Source organism: Synechococcus sp. PCC 7335, assembly GCF_000155595.1.
GTDB lineage: Bacteria > Cyanobacteriota > Cyanobacteriia > Phormidesmidales > Phormidesmidaceae > Phormidesmis.
Map to the genome: position 1 here is coordinate 3915996 of NZ_DS989904.1, position 18850 is coordinate 3934845.

The 18850-nt window shown below is 48.2% G+C and carries 17 protein-coding genes; 9 read left to right on the forward strand and 8 right to left on the reverse strand.

Annotated features, from left to right (window positions below; all coding sequences use genetic code 11):
* Positions 1-153 precede the first annotated feature (153 nt).
* The gene (locus S7335_RS29225) at positions 154-276 is read left to right on the forward strand and encodes a hypothetical protein (RefSeq protein ID WP_006456512.1); all 123 of its coding nucleotides are present in this window, start codon (positions 154-156) and stop codon (positions 274-276) included.
* A 17-nt stretch (positions 277-293) separates the two neighbouring features.
* On the opposite strand, the gene S7335_RS16490 is transcribed toward S7335_RS29225, so the two are convergent.
* Positions 294-1709 (reverse strand): aspartate ammonia-lyase, encoded by a 1416-nt coding sequence (locus tag S7335_RS16490; RefSeq protein WP_006455982.1) that lies wholly within the window; start codon positions 1707-1709, stop codon positions 294-296.
* Between the two features lie 362 nt (positions 1710-2071).
* Between S7335_RS16490 and S7335_RS16495 the strand changes: the two genes are divergently transcribed.
* Together S7335_RS16495 and S7335_RS16500 are read left to right on the forward strand one after the other, a co-directional pair.
* Entirely contained in the window at positions 2072-3622 is a 1551-nt protein-coding gene (locus S7335_RS16495) for a DEAD/DEAH box helicase (RefSeq protein ID WP_006456330.1), read from the forward strand.
* Between the two features lie 126 nt (positions 3623-3748).
* Positions 3749-4561, forward strand: coding sequence for a TlyA family RNA methyltransferase (locus S7335_RS16500; RefSeq protein ID WP_038018787.1), 813 nt, complete (start codon positions 3749-3751; stop codon positions 4559-4561).
* A gap of 14 nt (positions 4562-4575) precedes the next feature.
* Here the strand turns inward: S7335_RS16500 and S7335_RS16505 are convergent, their stop codons facing one another.
* Positions 4576-4824, reverse strand: coding sequence for a hypothetical protein (locus S7335_RS16505; RefSeq protein ID WP_006457190.1), 249 nt, complete (start codon positions 4822-4824; stop codon positions 4576-4578).
* Positions 4825-4921: 97 nt separating this feature from the next.
* Complete coding sequence (locus S7335_RS16510; protein WP_006455827.1) at positions 4922-6565, reverse strand: glutaredoxin domain-containing protein; 1644 nt, start codon at positions 6563-6565, stop codon at positions 4922-4924.
* 335 nt (positions 6566-6900) lie between these two features.
* Between S7335_RS16510 and S7335_RS16515 the strand changes: the two genes are divergently transcribed.
* On the forward strand, positions 6901-7524 hold the full coding sequence (locus S7335_RS16515; RefSeq protein WP_006456465.1) for a TetR/AcrR family transcriptional regulator: 624 nt from the start codon (positions 6901-6903) through the stop codon (positions 7522-7524).
* 52 nt (positions 7525-7576) lie between these two features.
* On the opposite strand, the gene S7335_RS16520 is transcribed toward S7335_RS16515, so the two are convergent.
* The 3 genes from S7335_RS16520 to S7335_RS16530 form a co-directional block, all read right to left on the reverse strand.
* Complete coding sequence (locus tag S7335_RS16520; protein WP_006456383.1) at positions 7577-9034, reverse strand: multicopper oxidase family protein; 1458 nt, start codon at positions 9032-9034, stop codon at positions 7577-7579.
* Between the two features lie 224 nt (positions 9035-9258).
* The gene (locus tag S7335_RS28905) at positions 9259-9402 is read right to left on the reverse strand and encodes a helix-turn-helix domain-containing protein (protein ID WP_227500070.1); all 144 of its coding nucleotides are present in this window, start codon (positions 9400-9402) and stop codon (positions 9259-9261) included.
* A gap of 420 nt (positions 9403-9822) precedes the next feature.
* Positions 9823-10245: a heavy metal-responsive transcriptional regulator gene (locus S7335_RS16530; protein WP_006453555.1), complete on the reverse strand. Its 423-nt coding sequence runs from the start codon at positions 10243-10245 to the stop codon at positions 9823-9825.
* A 230-nt stretch (positions 10246-10475) separates the two neighbouring features.
* Between S7335_RS16530 and S7335_RS16535 the strand changes: the two genes are divergently transcribed.
* The 5 genes from S7335_RS16535 (at position 10476) to S7335_RS28910 (ending at position 15015) form a co-directional block, all read left to right on the forward strand.
* Entirely contained in the window at positions 10476-10991 is a 516-nt protein-coding gene (locus S7335_RS16535; protein WP_227500015.1) for a DUF411 domain-containing protein, read from the forward strand.
* Positions 10992-11380: 389 nt separating this feature from the next.
* Complete coding sequence (locus tag S7335_RS16540) at positions 11381-13651, forward strand: heavy metal translocating P-type ATPase (RefSeq protein WP_006455493.1); 2271 nt, start codon at positions 11381-11383, stop codon at positions 13649-13651.
* Positions 13652-13679: 28 nt separating this feature from the next.
* Complete coding sequence (locus S7335_RS16545; protein WP_006454365.1) at positions 13680-14216, forward strand: cupredoxin domain-containing protein; 537 nt, start codon at positions 13680-13682, stop codon at positions 14214-14216.
* Positions 14217-14376: 160 nt separating this feature from the next.
* The gene (locus S7335_RS16550; RefSeq protein ID WP_006453478.1) at positions 14377-14805 is read left to right on the forward strand and encodes a hypothetical protein; all 429 of its coding nucleotides are present in this window, start codon (positions 14377-14379) and stop codon (positions 14803-14805) included.
* 36 nt (positions 14806-14841) lie between these two features.
* Positions 14842-15015, forward strand: coding sequence for a hypothetical protein (locus S7335_RS28910; protein WP_006455635.1), 174 nt, complete (start codon positions 14842-14844; stop codon positions 15013-15015).
* A 509-nt stretch (positions 15016-15524) separates the two neighbouring features.
* On the opposite strand, the gene thrB is transcribed toward S7335_RS28910, so the two are convergent.
* Together thrB and thrS are read right to left on the reverse strand one after the other, a co-directional pair.
* A complete protein-coding gene (thrB, locus tag S7335_RS16555) occupies positions 15525-16454 on the reverse strand; it encodes a homoserine kinase (RefSeq protein WP_006456870.1) in 930 nt (309 codons plus the stop codon).
* Positions 16455-16603: 149 nt separating this feature from the next.
* Positions 16604-18460 (reverse strand): threonine--tRNA ligase, encoded by a 1857-nt coding sequence (thrS, locus tag S7335_RS16560; RefSeq protein ID WP_006455201.1) that lies wholly within the window; start codon positions 18458-18460, stop codon positions 16604-16606.
* Between the last annotated feature and the right edge of the window lie 390 nt (positions 18461-18850).

Genomic DNA, 18850 nt, shown 5'->3' on the forward strand with positions numbered 1-18850 from the left:
TCTTAGCAGATGCTTAGTTGAGCGATTAGTTGCTACGCAGATTGGTTAGGCCCAAGCGTTTTGTACCAAAGTTCTGTACCAAACCTAAGCAGTCTTACGGCTTTGCTGATTACTTTAGCTGACCTTCATACCACAAGCTACTTTGTCTGACTTGTGAGCTACTTTGACCAGGCTTTTGACCAGGCGATCGCACCAGGTGATCACAAGTCCTATCAAAATATTTGGATGACTCAAACTATCTTAGTTGCCCGAAGGTTGTCAGTCTTGCCAAGTTAGAGGCCTTTTAGGATTATTCAGTTACTGCCGATGACCTGGCTCATCTTCTGTAAATCGAGAACCCTATCGAGTGTGGTTTTATCCATCAGCTCATTCTCTAATATCAGCTGGCGAAGAGACTTTCCAGTTTCAAGCGATTCCTTAGCGATCGCGGCCGCATTCAAGTAGCCAATATGCGTATTCAGCGCTGTCACCAAAGCCAGACTGCCTTCTGCATAGTCGGCGCAGCGTTCAGGGAAGGCGGTAATTCCCTGAAGGCATTTCGTATCTAGAGCTTCAACGGTGTTTCCAAGAATCTCGATGCTGTGAATCAAGTCATAGGCAATCAACGGCATCATCACGTTGAGTTCTAGCTGACCCGCTTGAGCCGCCAGTGCAATCGCCTGGTCGTAGCCCATTACTTGAAAGCACACCATCGAGGTCATCTCGGCCATCACTGGATTGTACTTACCCGGCATAATTGACGAGCCCGGCTGCACAGGCGGTAGCTGGATTTCTTTTAGCCCGGTCTTTGGTCCAGAGTCGAGCAGGCGCAGATCGTGAGAGATTTTCACGAGGTCTTGAGCCAGATTACGCAAGGTGCTGCTAAGAGCGACAAAAGGAGCCATACTTTGCATCGCGGCCATCAGATGCGGAGCACTGGTAACGGACTGCTTCAGGTAATCACTCAAAATTTCAGCCACGCGCAAGCGATAGTCTGGGTGGGTGTTAAGTCCGGTACCGGTTGCGCTACCGCCTAAACCAATAACAGCTAATTCAGCAGCGGCAGTTTGAATTCGTTGCTGATGTCCGCTGAGGATATGCTCCCATGCGCGAAAACCTTCGCCTAGACGAACCGGAACGGCGTCTTGCATATGGGTGCGGCCAGAGCGAACGATGTTTTGAAATTCGATAGCTTTGGTCTTGACGGTAGCGATCGCCCCTTCTAAAGCCGGATATAGCGAATGTTCTAGCGCCAGAACCCCCCCCACTCGAATAGCTGTAGGGATCACGTCATTGGTCGACTGACCATAGTTCACATGGTCGTTTGGACTCACCCTGCTGTAGTTTCCTTTGGTATCACCGAGTAGTTCCAAAGCGCGGTTAGCGAGCACTTCGTTGACGTTCATATGATGCGAGGTACCTGCGCCTGCCTGGTAGACGTCCACAACAAACTGATCGCGCAAGTCGCCTTTAAGGATTTCGTCTACGGCCTGAACGATGGCCTCACCAATATCAGCGGGAATGCAGCCTAGTTCTCGATTGGCGATCGCCGTTGCCTTTTTGATTAGCAAACAGGCATCTACGTAAGTAGGCAGCGGTCGCAGTCCGCTAATTGAGAAATTCTGGATAGCCCGCAGGGTTTGGATCCCGTAATAAGCGTCCTCTGGAATCTCAAGCTCTCCCATAGAGTCTTTTTCAATACGAGCTTTGCCAGAAGCGACTTCTACCATGACTAACGAGTAAATTCTAACTGCGAAACTTTAGCGATTGCCTTGGCGAGTTCTTGGCTGAGGTAATCGCCTTTCAGATTCTATAGCAAAGTAAGAATACAGCCTTACTTTGCTGTATTTGCTAATGTCTTTTTATTATCCACGTACCGTAGGATTTGCAGCTAGTCAGTATGATCAGTATGAATAGTCAGTAGACGCTATGCTACAGGTGCTGCACTAGCTGCTATAGCAAGCTTCGGATTACATTTCCCGTTTGTACGTCACTCAGCCCGCTGTATATAAAAGCGCTAGCGGTTGCGAGTGTCGCCAGCTAAGTGACTAAAGCAATAACTAAAGCTATCAAGTGGAACTGATCGAATTCTATGGCCAGAATGCCAACCCTAAAGTTTGATCGTGGGACGCTAGTTTTGCATCCGCCACCTAGAGGAAAAGCGTGGATTGACTATGCAATCTGGGACGATCGAATTGAGCGCTTTCGGGTACCTGCTGATAAATATCGGCGATTAGTATCGGCGCTGCGAGCTGAAGGTGTACGTTTCGAAGACAAGGTCGAGGCGGTTCAACCGCTAGACTTGCAGAATAATTTGACTCTGACGCCTTATGACCATCAGCAGGAAGCATTAGACGCTTGGAAGCAGCAGCGACGTGGCGTAGTGGTTCTGCCGACAGCGGCAGGAAAGACCTACCTGGCCCATATGGTGATCGCAGCTACCCCAAGACGGACCTTGATCACGGTACCGACGCTAGATCTCATGCATCAATGGTATGCGGATTTAGAAGCGGCCTTTCCCGGGGTGGAGGTAGGGTTGCTAGGTGGTGGCTCACGCGATCGCACCCCTATACTCGTGGCTACTTATGATAGCGCCGCTATCTACGCCGAAGATCTAGGCAGTCAATACGCGCTACTGATATGCGATGAATGCCATCATTTACCGAGTGACTTTCACCGCTGCATTGCCGAATATTCAATCTCGCCCTATCGATTAGGCCTAACAGCTACGCCCGAGCGAACGGATGGTCGCCACGAAGATCTAGACGAATTACTAGGTCCGGTGGTCTATCGGCGAACGGCAGCAGAGCTTTCAGGAACAGCGCTAGCCCCTTATCAGGTTGTGCAGCTAAAGGTGAAACTTAACCAAGAGGAGCGCGATCGCTACGACAGCCTACAGCAGCAACGCAACGACTTTCTTAAAGCTTCTAACATTTGGCTGAGCAGCGCTCAAGGTTGGCAGCGATTTGTTCAGGCTAGCGCTCAATCTCCTGCCGGTCGCCGCGCTATGATCGCTCACCGAGAGGCCAAAAATATTGCGCTAGGGACCGCCGGCAAACTATCTCTACTAGAAAAACTACTCAAGCAGCACTATCCAGAACGCACTCTCATCTTCACTAACGATAACGCTACGGTTTACAAGATCTCGCAGGAATTTCTGATTCCAGCGATCACACACCAAACACCGGTCAAGGAAAGGCATACTATCTTGCAAAAGTTTCGTGGCGGTGACTATAGCGTAATTGTGGTTTCTCATGTACTCAACGAAGGTGTCGACGTGCCGGATGCGCGAATTGCTATCTTGCTCTCTGGCAGTGGGTCTACGCGTGAATATATTCAGCGGCTAGGCCGGGTATTGCGCAAGGGAAACGACGGTAAAGTGGCTTTGCTATATGAGGTGGTAGCCGAGCAAACCAGTGAAGAAGGGGTCTCTAAGCGTAGAAAGCAGCAGCCAACTGTCGAACCCGTATTATCAGAGGCTCAGCAGCTTTCATTGGTTCCTGATTTGGCAAAGCAACCAAGAGCTAGACCGCGATCGCCCTATCTAAAGCCAAAAAAGGTGAGACAAAGCGAAATACCTATTGCTGCAGAGGAATCTTCTACTTGGAAAGACAATAATGCAGAGGATGATGAAAAAACTTAGCCTGTTCCTGGCGATACGGAGAAGAGCTTTTAGCTATTGATATCTACTCTGCCACTTCTGCTGGTTGGTTTACCCTTTTGAAACAACTTGACGATACAATCGACACTGTTCATTCTGCTTCAAGCTTTGGCTAAACAGCGTATCGATATCCTCTTAGTAGAACAAGGTCTGTGTCCATCACGACAACAGGCCCAGCGTTTGATTAGAGCTGGAGAGGTGAAAATTGCTCAACAGATAATTGATAAACCGGGTACCCTAGTAGCCACAGATGCGGTGATAGAGCTAAAGCAAAAGCCACCCTTTGTCTCTAGAGGCGGTGAAAAGCTAGCCAAAGCCCTGAAAACATTTAATGTTCGAGTAGAAGGGAAAACTTGTCTAGATGGCGGCATCTCAACGGGCGGCTTTACTGACTGCCTGCTACAGGCTAATGCTCGAAGAGTCTATGGCGTCGACGTTGGCTACGGGCAAGTTGCCTGGAAAATTCGGCAAGATCCTAGAGTGACGCTAAAAGAAAGAACAAACATTCGTCATTTGACATCATCAGAACTTTACGACGACAAGCAGATTGCCACACTTGGTGTAATGGATGTCTCTTTTATTTCTCTTGCAAAAGTGCTACCTGCTTTTTGGGCTTTATTAGATTCTCCTAGGGAAGTTGTTCTGTTAGTCAAGCCACAGTTTGAGGTGGGTCGAGAGAAGATAGGTAAGAAAGGCGTTGTGAGAGATTCAAAAGATCAAGCTAGTGCTATCCTACAAGTAATTCAGGTGGCTAAGCGGTTAGGCTGGCACTATCGAGGGCTTACCTGGTCAGATACAGTAGGTCCAGCAGGTAATATTGAATATCTGCTTTGGCTGCGAGACGATGAGAAAGTAGTGCCCTGGCCAAATGTCGAGGAAGTAGGCGAATTGACTCGCCGCGCAAAACAAATACTCACCTAGATACGAGAATAAGCCTAACTGCGAACAATTTTTCCTTTGGCAGCGGCCACGCCGCCAGTTCTACTGCCAATCACAACGAGAGCGTAAGCTGAGTCAGTCATGTTGTTTCGCCTTTCCTTGTCTATTTCACGGGATTTTTGAAGCGCTGTTTTGAGTGATGGTTCTGAAACGTTAGAAAGCTGGCGATACTGCGCAGGTTTGTTGGCGATCGCATAGAGAATGTATAGCAATCTGCTAAATGCATTCAGCAGATTGCTAAGCACTTAGCTTTATCTATCAAAGGTTGTGGCACTTGGTGATGGTGCAAGATAAGCGCGGATTGCTATAGTCCTGGATGATCGCCAACAAACCTACAATAATCTAAGCAATTCCAGCCAAACTCTTCGTTGGTACTGGGTAGCGAAGCACCAGTGACTGAGTCTTTAATCCGTGGGTATTCATAAAGCTCGCAACTTTAGACGTTATCTCTGGCTGGGTGATTGCACTGAATCGTTGAATCATCGAACCCATAGAACATACGGTAATCAGATGAACTAGCTCAACAGGATCGAACGTATCCATCGCCGATTGAACAAACCGACGCGGTGTGGTTAGCGGCTGTTGTGCGCTTACCCAGGCCAGCTGCAAAGCCGCTTTCTCTTGAGCGGTGAAGACGCCTTCTGCCTCTGCGCGTCCGGTAGCGACAGCGAAGCAATGACGAATGCGTTCGAGCGATTTCTGACTGTTTTCGCTAGTGTGGTGGGCCATGAAAGCTTCATTGGCAGCCACCGCATCATGACTACGAGCGATCGCAGAAACCCGCAGCATCAAATGTTTGAGTTCAGAAGAGAACAGTGTGTGGTCTTTCTCTCCTAACAGCTCTCCATACAGATAGGCATGACGCTTACGCACGGGTGCTGGAAAGGTCTCGAACCAGATTGGCATTGCGCCAAACTCACGTTGGGCATAGGCATCCAAGTCACCCACTGCCGCCTCATACTTAGCAAATAGCTCCGGAATCGAAGGGCCGCCCTCTGGAATCTCGTAGTCCAGATTAGAAGGATTAGCCTCGCTTGAGCCATGCCGACCCGCCTCTACACCTGCTGCTTGTCCTTTCTGCATCCAGTCGCCTTCGATCTCAACGCTAGTGAGATCGTTGAAGACATTGAGATAGCCAAAAGCCGCCACGATTAGGCTGATGCCCAGGAGGTTTTTATCAGCATCTTTTACCGGGCCGCGAGCCTGTGGGGCCAGCGCTCGAATACGCTCTATTAGTTCAGGCGTGACCTGATTCGTGGTTGCGGCTGCGGCCAGCTCTGCCAGGGCCACCTCAAAAGGGCCAATTGACCCATCGAAATTACCTGCTTGAGCTGCCTTAAGCTGCCTAATCACCCCGACAGATTCTTCATCGCCCGTCGCTGCTGCATGCACCTGGCAGTAGTTGCAGCCGTGAGCGTTAGACGTTGCAAAGCCCGAGACGTACATCATCGTATCGCCTAGAAACTCCTTTGCCATTTTCACCGCCGACATGTTGTGACAATACACAAACAGCTTGTACGCCTGGGGCCACTGATGCATGTACTCAAAGCAGTTAGGCCAGAAGCCAAAGAACTGCTTATAAAAGCGCAGTAGCGGCCAAGCTTCAGGATCATCATCGCGAGAACCGTCGCTAGCCGGAATGTACTCCCGCAAAAGCGTATCTTCTGCCCCTTGAGCCAGCTCAGCATCAGAGAGAGCCTCTAGGCCAAGGTCGCGGCCCGCCATTGCCTGCGCTAGCTCTGTCAAGCGCCCCGCCTGCTGAAGCGCCGCTATATCTTCAGCACCATTGATGTGGTAATCACCGAAAAAGATCTGCGGTACGGTAGCAACGCCTGAAGCGTAGAGACTGCTATCGGCATTGCGCTGGCTAGCTTTTACATCGTGCTGAACATACGGTAGACCCACCTCATCTAACACCGCCTTCGCACTAGCACAGTAAGGACACCCTGACTTTGTGAATATTCTGATTGTCGTATAGTTGCTCATTGTTTTAAATCCTCTAATGTTTACCTGATTGAGTAGTTTTGATGACTGAACCGTTCGGTCATTATTGAAGGTATTAGTTGCCTTGCATGGGTTTACTCCCACGTTCTATACCCAAAACAATAGAAAGATCATAGAATCCTAGAAAAACGATCTCACAGGAGGTCAAGAGCTAGAGCTTTTGTTTCCTATGTGAACCTGATCCTTCACAAATAGACAGTCTATGTACGTTCATCCGTATATAACACGGTATGACTGAACTGTTCAGTCACCATTAATTGATAGCGCGCATGGTAAGATATTGTCAAATGACTAAACAGTTCAGTCAGGAAAATTAGATGGCAACTCCGCTTTCAGTTGATGTGAACAGTCCTAAAGCTCAGCAGATTCTAACGGGTGTACGTGACGTCTTCCTTGATATGGGGTATGAAGGTGCTAGCACCGATAAGCTTGCTCGTGCTGCTGGTGTATCGAAAGGAACGCTGTACAATTACTTTCCTGATAAAGAAACGCTCTTTATCGCCTTCGTTGAAGGGGAGTGTCGTAAACAGGCAGCGTTAATCTTTAAGGTTAAGGATCAATCCGCTGATATTGAAACCGTACTACGAGAGATTGCCTACAACTACGTAAAAATGTGTCCGTCCGCTTTTATCCAAGGCCTCTACCGGCTCGCCTTAGCAGAAGCCACTCGCTTTCCAGCTCTAGCGCGCACGTTCTACGACTCTGGCCCAGACTTAGCTTCACGTCGGATGGTTCAGCTATTAGCAGGCGCTGTTGCTAAAGGAGACTTGAAAATTGACGATTTAGACATGGCGGCACATCACTTTGCCCAGCTCTGCAAAGCCGATTTGTTTGAGAAGTGTCTCTTTCAAGTCAAGCTTTCTGTAACGCCAGAAGAAATTAAACGAATTGCAAATAGCGCCGTTGATGTTTTCTTAAGGGCTTATCGCGTGTGTAGGTAGCTATGATCAGCCTCATCACCTCGTCCGCTAGAATCTGTCCCTCCTACAGCTTTTAAGCTTGTTGTATTTCTAATATCCCCATCATGCCGCGATCTTCGTGATCGAGCACATGGCAGTGGTAGACCGTTTTACCTGTGTAGTCACGAAAAGCCATCCGAATGCGAACAGTTTCTCCAGGACTCACTGACACCACATCCTTCCAAGCTACGTAGGGCGCAGGTTGACCATTCTGGCTAATGATTTGAAACTTGTTGGTATGAATATGGAAAGGGTGTGCCATTGAACCTGTATTGGTCACCTCCCAATCTTCAACTGCATTTAGCACTACCTGAGTGTCAACGCGGCTAGGATCGAAAGCTTTACCATTGATCATGAACACCATGCCACTACCCATCATGCCGCCCATACCGTGATTCAGTGCAAATTTTCGGGTCACCTGCGGCTCCGGTAAGGACTCAACTGCAATGAGCTGGCTGGGTAAGCTCATCTCATCAGTTTCTCCGTCATAAGTGAGCGTTGCCACCGTTTCGGCACGATCTGAAGATTGGTTCTGGCGCATCATTCCACCCATCATGCCGCCTTGCGCAGGGTTGAAAGGTTGGTTAATCAGGCGATAATTGCCGGATGCTTTGTTTCCCTGTATCAGGACTTCAACTCGCTCACCAGGCGCTAACACAACGTCACTTATCTCAACAGGTGATGAGATAGCCCCCCCGTCTGTCGCAATCAGGTGCATTGTATGGTCTGCTAGCGATAGGCGAAAGAAACGGGAAGGGGCGGCGTTTAACAGTCGTAATCTTAAGAGGCCACCTTTAGAGATGCTCATTGCGGGGTTGAGCTGTCCGTTAGCTGTCAGCAGCCCACCGGCGCGTCCGGTCATTGCAGACATGTGTCCGGTATCGGCGATGTTGCCATTGCTATCTAAGGCAAAGTCTTTGAGTACTAGGAACTCTTCTCTAGCAGCTTTAACTTCAGGAATCTCGTCTAGCTCACCACGAACAATGAAAAGCCCAGCCAGCCCGCCGAAGAGTTGCTCGGCCACCAGTCCATGCTTATGAGGATGGTACCAAAAGGTTCCCGCTAGATGATTTTCAGGAATCTGATATTCGTATGTGTGGCTTTCGCCAGGAGAGATTTCTAAAAATACATTGTCACTTGAGCCGGTTGGCGGAATATGCAGGCCGTGATAGTGAATGTTTGTCGGTTGGTTGAGTTGATTGGTGAAACGAATTTGTACTCGATCGCCAGGTTTTGCTTCTAGAAGTGGACCAGGGACTTTGCCGTTGTAGGCAAGTAGATTGGCAGTGCGATCTCCTAACTGTACAGACTGATCTCTGGCTTCTAAATCTAAGCTGAGCAAACCGTTTTTACTCTTGTAAGTTTGAAGCTGAATCGGCGCAGAAACAGGTGTAGAAGAGAGAGGCTGAAATCTGGCGCACTGAGTCAACAACATGGACGCTGTCGTGCCTGCGCTCAGCCGTAAAAAGTCTCTTCGTTTGATCACTCTCATGTGTTTTTAGCTAAATTTTTATCAACTGATTGTGACACCTTTGCAAAGGTAATGGCCTCTCACCATCAGAGGTATTCTCACCACTAGCTATCCCTTAACTGTAGCTCGCTACTTCCCTGATTTGGTATCGTGCCATTTAGTCTTATCATGTCTTCTTATCTCATACCATAAACAGTTTTGATTAGACTGCTGTATTCTCCTAACTTACGGCGTAATAATTGCATTTAGTCGGCTATTAGATTGCTGTTGGGTTCAGCCTTAAATGTCCACAGCTGATTAAGTACTTGGTCACTAGTCATAATCTGAATGGGATGCTTCATAAGGTATCTCAGCAATAAAAACTCTTTCCAAGTGAGTTCAACGTATATCTGTTCTTCATCTTAGAGAATTGGAAGAACAGATATACGTTGGTCGCAACTAAGTAGCAATTTCCCAACGCATTTCCAATGTGTATTTGCGTAGTCTTAAATGCAGGCTCAAATTCAGATGACCGCCTTCTAAGCGCCCTGAGCCTTGCAAATAGCTCAGAATCATCAGCAAGCAAAACTCCCATAGATTTCCTCTCGTCAAGTTTCGCTGCGATTACAGGTATCAACAGATTACTCATAAAAACTCACCCCTAATCCTTGATAGAACTCAGCATAAACTCTATACCTAACTTCAAGGTCAAGCGATATTAAAAGAAGGAAAAGTTTATGCCCAGTTGAAAACACTTGGACACAGAATAGATACAACAGAAAATAGTATGGCAATCTGAAGCTAGAATGATTTTTTTCACTGGTTCAAGCCTACGAATCTAGTGGAATCTTTTCAATGAGAGGACAAATATCTCCGGGTTGAGGATGTGGTTTAGAGGCAGCCCAGCTATCTCGATATTCTACAAGTCCCTTCTTAAACGACTTCATTTCCTTGATCTGAGCCTCGATCTTCTCAATTTTTTCTTGCAGAATTGATTGCACTAAATCGCAGGGCATATCTCCTTGCTGATGCGCATTTAGCACTTCGCTAATATCTTCTAATGTAAATCCTAAAGACTGAGCTCTCTTTACAAACTGAACCTGTCGCACCGCTTCTGGAGGATAATAGCGGTAACTATTCTCTCCACGCTCGGATTCGAGTAAGCCTAACCTTTCGTAATAGCGCAGTGCACCTACTGCCACACCGGTTTGCTTAGACACTTCGCCAATTTTTAATCGTGTTGAAACGGCCATCTTCAACTGCCTCTTCGTCAACTGTTTCTATCGTAAACTCTCTACCAAGCTATAAGGTCAACTTCTGTTTCATCCTCATTTCACAATTAACTGTCAATGTAGTGAATCTAGCGAGGTAGCTACCTTCAGCGCTAAGCTCTAGCTTTGAATGGACGTAGCCCACAGATCAAACCCCAGCTTCAGCCAAACTATTACTCGTAACAGCTCTATTAATGTACAAAGAGGTTTCTATGACTCACCGTTTCTCCAAATTCAAGATATTTGTGGTCGGTTTAGCGGCAGTCAGCTCAGTGCTAGCTGGCTGTACGGCTACCAACAATGCGCGAATGGGGTCATCACCGCAAGAGATTATGGCTACTCAGGCGGCTGTGATCGGCGAAATCACTGTTTTTCGTAGTCCTACTTGCGGGTGCTGCGGTCAGTGGATAGAGCACGCCGAGGCCGCTGGCTTTAAGGTTAAAGATGAGATCACCGAAGACATGAGTGCAATTAAGCAACAGTATGGTGTTCCTACGAATCTGAGCTCATGTCATACAACGGTAGCCGGTGATTACATCGTAGAAGGACATGTGCCTGCTGAAGATTTAGCACGACTGCTGGCTGAAAAGCCAGACGTGGCCGGAATTGCCGTGCCAGGAATGCCTATTGGCTCTCCCGGTATGGAATCAGGCGACTATACAGAACCTTACACTGTCTTCTCGTTTACAGAATCAGGCGAAACGGCTGCATTTGCTGAGCACTCGTAGCGCTAGTCAATAAAACGTTACCAGTTTGATCATCAGTTCATCAGACTTATGGCTGCTGTATTGTGGCTGCTGTATTTAGGGTGCCGTTCATGTTTCAAGCCGCTCCTTTTTCAATGCGATCGCAACAATACAGCCCGCAATAAGCCAGCGGAGTGACGCTAGTGTATATCCGCCGTAAGCAGATCTGTTAGAGCTAACTCTTACTGGCAGAGCGCAAACGCGAGATGTTTCCATCTCAGGCATATCTACATGATTGAAGATATACTTCTAGCCCCCTTGACTCTCTCCTTAACTAGAGGGTTTACGCTAATAGCACTGAGCCGATCAGCTATGAAAAGTCTGTCTAAACTGCCAAATAGTCATCTTCAGCTAATTAAGAGACTTCTTATATGACCGCCACTACCCTAAAACTCAAGGGCATGAGCTGTGCCGCCTGCGCCACCAGTATTGAATCGGCTATTCATCAGGTGCCAGGAGTTCGCGAGGTTCAGGTTAACTTTGCGGCTGAGCTAGCCAGCATTGAATACGATGAGGGTAGTACCAGTCTTGAGAAAATTCAGGCCGCGGTGGCTGATGCTGGCTACGAAGCGAGTAAACGAGAAGATTTGAGCATTGGTGAGACAGACGCCAAAGCGCAAGAAGAGCGTAAATCGCAGCAGCGATCGCTCCTTATTAAAACGGGCGTCAGCGGCGTTATTGGGGTGGCACTGATTTTAGGCACGTTACCGATGATGTTGGGTATAGATATTCCCGGCTGGCCGATGTTTCTACATAACCCATGGCTACAGCTTGTTTTAGCAACGCCTGTTTTGTTCTGGTGCGGCAAGTCATTTTACATGGGTGCGTGGAAAGCCTTCACCCACCGTGCTGCCAATATGAATACGTTAATCGCGTTGGGAACGGGCGCTGCCTATGTCTACTCTGTTTTCGTAACGCTGTACCCTGGCTTTCTCATTTCACAAGGGCTCGCACCCGACGTTTACTACGAGGCCGCAGTTGTGATTATCGCACTGCTGCTACTGGGCCGCTACTTAGAGAACCGAGCGAGAGGACAGACCTCCGATGCGATTCGTCAGCTTATGGGATTACAGGCAAACATGGCGAGGGTGATTCGGCGAGGAGAGGACGTTGATTTGCCGGTAGAAGACGTTGTTGTCGGTGATATTGTTATTGTTCGCCCTGGTGAAAAGATTCCGGTTGATGGTGAAGTAACAGAGGGTACCTCTACTGTCGATGAATCGATGGTAACAGGCGAGCCGGTTCCGGTGAAAAAGGAACCGGGTGAGGAAGTCATTGGGGCAACTATCAACAAGACAGGAAGCTTCAGATTTAGAGCATCGCGGGTTGGCAAAGATACTGTACTCGCACAGATCGTACAGCTTGTACAAGATGCACAGGGCTCAAAGGCGCCTATTCAGAAGCTGGCTGACCAGGTGACCAGATGGTTTGTGCCGGTAGTCATTGCCATTGCCATCACCACATTTGTCCTGTGGTTCAACCTCGTGGGCAACGTTACGTTGGCGCTGCTGACGACGGTTGGCGTACTCATCATCGCCTGCCCTTGTGCTCTGGGACTAGCTACGCCGACTTCTATCATGGTCGGTACAGGCAAAGGGGCTGAGAACGGCATTTTGATCAAAGATGCTGAAAGCCTAGAACGCGCTCACAAGCTTCAGACTATTGTTGTCGATAAAACGGGGACACTGACCGAGGGTAAGCCGACGGTTACTGATTACTTGACAGTCAAAGGAACAGCCAACGGCAACGAGATTCAACTGTTGCAAATGGCAGCAGCGGTTGAGCGCAGTTCAGAACATCCGTTGGCTGAAGCAGTGGTGAATTATGCCGCCTCTCAAGGTATTGAAAAGAAGAAGCTAACGAGCGTTCAAGATTTTGATGCGGTTACGGGCCGAGGCGTTCAAGGAATAATTAATGGCCGTTTGGTGCAAATTGGTACTGATCGTTGGATGCAAGGCTTAGGCATTGATACGAGGGCGCTTCAATCTGAGCGTCAGTCCTGGGAAGCCTCGGCAAAAACTACGGCCTGGATTGCGGTAGACGGTAAAGCCGAAGGGCTAATGGGTATTTCTGATGCGCTGAAGAAAACGTCTGCTCAGGCGGTAAGCGCGTTGCAAGCGATGGGCTTGGAAGTGGTGATGTTGACTGGGGATAATCGACAGACTGCGGAGGCGATCGCCCAAGAAGTTGGGATCCGTCGCGTATTTGCAGAAGTACGCCCCGACCAGAAAGCTGCGCAGATTACACAGCTACAGTCTGAAGGGAAGGTAGCGATGGTAGGAGATGGCATTAATGATGCGCCGGCGTTAGCTCAAGCAGACGTAGGAATATCGATTGGAACCGGGACAGATGTGGCAATCGCTGCTAGTGATATCACGCTTATCTCTGGCGACCTTAGGAGCATTGTTACCGCTATTCAGCTCAGTAAAGCCACCATTATCAACATTCGGCAAAATCTGTTTTTTGCTTTCATTTACAACGTGGCGGGTATCCCGATTGCTGCTGGTATTCTCTATCCCCTCTTTGGATGGTTGCTAAATCCTATTGTTGCAGGCGGGGCAATGGCCTTTAGCTCTGTTTCTGTTGTTACGAACGCGCTTCGTCTTCGAAACTTTCAGCCTGAAGGTATGGATATTCGCTGACCATCGCATTGGAGTGGAGAATAAACTGATGCAATTACAGCTCTCTCAAAACCGACGACTTCGCTATCAATGGCTACTATGTAGTCTTCTGACCATTGGCATGGTAGCCGGAAGTACGCTCACTGCTCGTGCTCGAATTTCTGAAGCCGATACTGGCGAATTTCTCCGTATTAAGCAGCCATTGGGTCTCAAGGCGGGCGTGGCTGTGGCGGGGGCTGGACTCATTGGCTTGGAGCTGTGGTGGTTCCTCTTGAGCAAACCCAACGCTCAAACTACCCAGACTGCTGACGGCATTCAGTCAATAGATATAACGGTAGATGGCGGCTACTCTCCCAATCAGATAATGGTTCGAGCAGGCCAGCTAGTACGGCTAAATTTTCTGCGCAAAGATCCTAGTAGTTGTTTAGAGCGGATTATTCTACCTGACTTTAATAAAGCAGTAGATTTGCCGCTTAATCAAACTGTAACCTTGGAGGTTGTTCCTGAAAAAGCAGGTGATTACACATTTCACTGCGGTATGAACATGTTTCGTGGCTCGATCACGGTGAAAGCCAACGTTCAATAGGTGTTTGTGAAAGGTATCTGTGAAAGTTTGTGGCTATAATGCGCTAGTGATAAACGACACCAATGCTGGCTATGAGATGGGTCGATTTCATTCCTGTTTCATATTTGTTTGCAACACTGACTACGGGCCTCTTTAGAAAACTCGGAGGAAGTCTGAGCCTATGCCCTGTTTATCAGTTTCTCACCGCGCCGCTTTTTTAGGTATAGCCTTTCTGACTAGCGCTCACGGCCTGAACGCTAAAGAGGCGATCGCTCATTCTAATCACTATGAATCATCACAACCTGAGCAGACATCTCCTCCAAATAGCCAGCAGCCTGATCTCTCCTCTAAGGCGACAGATCTCTTTGATACCACTCAGCAGGAGGCAACTTCGGCTAACAAGATTGACTCCGATGCTAATGCCCTGTCAGACGACAACCAACAGAAGCATAAACCGATCGTTGAGGAGATTCCAGTATCTCAAGAGCCAGCCTCAACTTCTAAGTCTGGATTGTTTGATGGATTTACTATAGGCTTAGGCGAATCCATACTAGCGATGCTGATAGCAGCGCCGTTCGTCTTATGCGCTTGGAAGAGGACAAAGTCTTGATATTACTTTTCAAGGAAAATAACAGGGGAGTCAACTATGACATTTAATCGAGTCCGTTTGCGTCAGCTGCATAGGGCACTTGTCCCTTCTATGGTGCTACCGCTGTTGTTAACGCTGACGACAGGAACATTATTTCAGTTTTCAGTAGCAGGCGATCGCGCTAACGACTTCCTATGGCTCCTCGATCTACACCGGGGCAAGTTCGGTTAGATAAACTTAGAGTTTCTATATCCAGTTCTTAATGCGCTCGGCTTGTTGACGCTAATCATTACTGGCTCAATCAGGTGGTATCAGTCTCCTAGTAGAAAGAGAAGTAACTAGAATTCCTCTGTTTGCTATAACAGAACTCTACCAGTTAGGAAATAAAGGGTTGGCAGTAAAGAAATGAAGGGTTGTGTCTGATGGCTCAGCCTCTTGTTTTAGCGGCTTTTTAAGAGCCGAGTGTGTTCGCACTGTCATAGCTGCTGCCATAGCTTCGCTGATTCTTGTAGTCATCAACCTAGTGAAGCTGCAAAGTTAGACAGCTGATTGTGAAAAGCGTCGTAGCGCAAGCGCCTTACCCGGGTTCAGTTTTATACGAGATAAAACAGACAGTCACCCTAGCTTTTCAGACTATAGCAATCCGCACTTGGCTTGCACTATCACCAAGCGCTACAACCCTTGATAGATAAAGCTAAGTGCTTAGCAATCTGCTGAATGCATTGAGCAGATTGCTATAGCTAGCCGATGGCTTCTGATACAGCCCCTTGCGTGTCAAGCTTCAGACAGTAAGCTTTGGCCGCAAATGGCTGAGATTCCCAAGCCGTTTCCATTGCTTCACGAACAACATCGGCTGCATCGGGCGGCGCTAAGGCTAGCAAAGTCGGCCCGGCTCCACTGATAACTAAGCCCCAGGCTCCGGCTTTCATGGCGGCACGGCGCACATCATCATAGCCGGGAATGAGTTTTTTACGGTAGGGCTGATGAATGCGATCGCTCATCCCGCCGCTGATCCAATCGCCATTTCCTGTTGCTAGCCCTTGTAGCAGCAGTCCAATATGAGCTGTATTAAAGATTGCATCCGCTCGGCTATATTGAGCTGGTAGTACCCGCCGTGCATCGGCTGTAGATAGCTCGAATTCAGGAATAATCACAACAGGCATCACCGTCTCGTGCCAAGTCAGATGACAAACTTGCAGCCGTCCCCTGGTGACGACGGCTAGTTGCGCGCCCCCAAATAGAGCGGGTACCACGTTGTCTGGATGTCCTTCTATCTGGTTAGCTAATCTTGCTATCTCTGCTTTGGTTAAAGGAGAACCGGCTAGCGTATTCGCGCCAATGATACCGCCGACAATTGCCGTTGAGGAGCTACCTAGGCCTCGAGAAAGTGGGACGCCTAGATTGATCTTGATATGAACAGGCGGTGCCGATATCCCTATGCGTTCATAGCACTTTAGATAAGACCGATAAACAAGATTGCTCGCACCACTATTAACCCGTTTGGACTCGGTGCCTACAACCGTAATTTGAAACGGCTCACTATCAGATAGTGGCGTAAAAGGCGTAAAGTGAAAGCGGTTGTAGAGTGTGAAGGCAGCGCCTAGGCAGTCAAACCCAGGGCCGATATTGGCAGTTGTAGCGGGAACGGTAACAGCAACGGTAGAAGGCACAAAAAAACAGAGTCCTAAACACAGTGAGCCATTTTATCGTTTAGAGGGCGCCCAATTAAGTGTCCTTCTCTAAAATCTCCGCATAGAACGCTTGACTAGAATTTCTCGCGCTGCGTTGCTAGAACCAGCACCTTGTAATAAAAACCTACTTAGAAATCGCTACGGGTTTCCAAGGCGGCTTTTATGCGGCTGAGGACTTCAGGCAAAGCGATCGCTCCCAAATCTCCCTCTTTTCGTGTGCGAATACTCAAAGTATTGTCCGTGACTTCCTGATCACCGATTACAGACATTACCGGAATTTTAGCCTTCTCAGAATTGCGGATCATCTTTCCCAGCCGCTCACCACTTTTATCTACTTCGACCCGCGCTCCTAGTTTACGCATGTCTATCGCCGCCCGCTCGGCATATTCCCAATGGCTCTCGGCTACCGGCAACAGCCGCACTTGTTCAGGCGCAAGCCACAGGGGAAAGTCCCCAGCATACTGCTCGATCAAAATACCAATCAGCCGCTCTAAAGAACCAAACGGTGCTCTATGAATCATGATTGGGCGCTGCCGACTACCGTCTTCTGCCACGTATTCCAGATTGAAGCGCTCTGGCAGATTATAGTCTACCTGCACAGTCCCTAGCTGCCACTCTCGATCAAGTGCGTCACGCACAATAAAGTCCAGCTTTGGCCCATAGAAAGCTGCCTCACCGATTCCTTCAAAGTGGTCCATGCCCATCGTCTCCACCGCCTGGCGAATGGCGCTTTGCGCTTTCTCCCAAGCTTCATCTGAGCCGATATACTTACTTTTGTTCTTAGGATCACGAAAGCTCAGCCTCGCTCTGAAGGACTGATCCATCTGCAACACCTTTAAGGTCGCCTGAATCAAATCAACCACTTTGAGAAATTCATCATTAAGCTGATTGGGCGTCACAAACAAATGGGCATCATCTTGGGTAAAGCCACGCACTCTAGTAAGACCCCCTAGCTCACCAGACTGCTCATAGCGATACACAGTGCCAAACTCAGCTAACCGAATCGGTAACTCTTTGTAGGAACGCAGCTGACTTTTGTAGATTTGTACGTGGAAAGGACAGTTCATTGCCTTGAGCACAAACCCTTCGTCTTCACTTTCGCCCATCATCGGGAACAAATCTTCACTGTACTTTTGCCAGTGGCCAGAGGTTTTGAATAAATCGACTCGGCCTACATGAGGTGTCACAACAGGCAAATATCCCCTGGCCACTTGCTCTCCTTTCAGATAGTCTTCTAGAGTAGAGCGCAATACGGTGCCTTTTGGCGTCCATAGGGGTAGTCCAGGTCCAACTTCATCGGAGAAGATAAACAGTCCTAGCTCCTTGCCAAGCTTGCGGTGGTCCCGGCGTTTCGCTTCTTCTTTTCTACGCTTATATTCTTTAAGCTCTTCGGGCGTTTCCCAAGCGGTACCGTAAATTCGCTGGAGCTGCGCTTTGGTTTCATCTCCACGCCAGTAGGCTCCTGCAACGCTCTCTAGCTCAAAAGCCTTGGGATTGAGATCTTTAGTTGTTTCAATATGAGGGCCCGCACACAAATCCCACCACTGATCGCCTAGGTGATAAAGCGTGATCGGCTCTTCTAAACGCTCTAGAATTTCTAGCTTATAAGGTTCTTTAAGTTCCTCTATCCGACGCTTTGCCTCTTCTCGACTGACCTCCTCACGAATGACAGGTAACCCTTTCTTGATAATTTTGACCATCTCTTTTTTGATGGACTTCAGATCTTTATCAGTGAACGGTTCAGGAGCATCAAAGTCATAATAGAAACCATAGTCAATCGAAGGGCCAATAGTGACTTGCGCCTTAGGAAACAAGCGCTGTACGGCCATAGCCATCACATGAGAGAAGGTATGGCGAATCCGCTCTAATTTTTCTGATTCGTCGGTACGTAGTAGCTTGATTGGGGTCTCTGGTGTAGCGACCGGAGCTGCTGGATTTGAATTTGCTCCGGATGTAGAAGCTTGAGAAGATTGGGAGGCCACCATAGGAAAAACAAGAGTGAAACGTACAGAAGACAACCATGCTCAGCAATAAACATAACCCAGCTATCAAGGCAATACGCCTGTTCAAGCTTTCGATCGGCCGATGCACTGCTTGAGCAGCACTGCTCGACTGGCGTTAAGCTTTGAGTTAGATTTGAATGCCGAATTTTAACCCAGCCTGACTTTGTACTGAATATTCGTGCTGAATTAGTGTAGCGCGAAGCTTTCTCTATCGATCATTGCTATCGATTGAATGGAAAGAATCAAATTGATATGCATGGAAAGGACTAACTTGATAGATCAACAAATTACTTGCTATACTAAACCTCGGTTGAAGCAAAAAGACCAGCCCACAGCATATAAGCTAACGAGCAGGAGCTTTTGTTAGGGCAA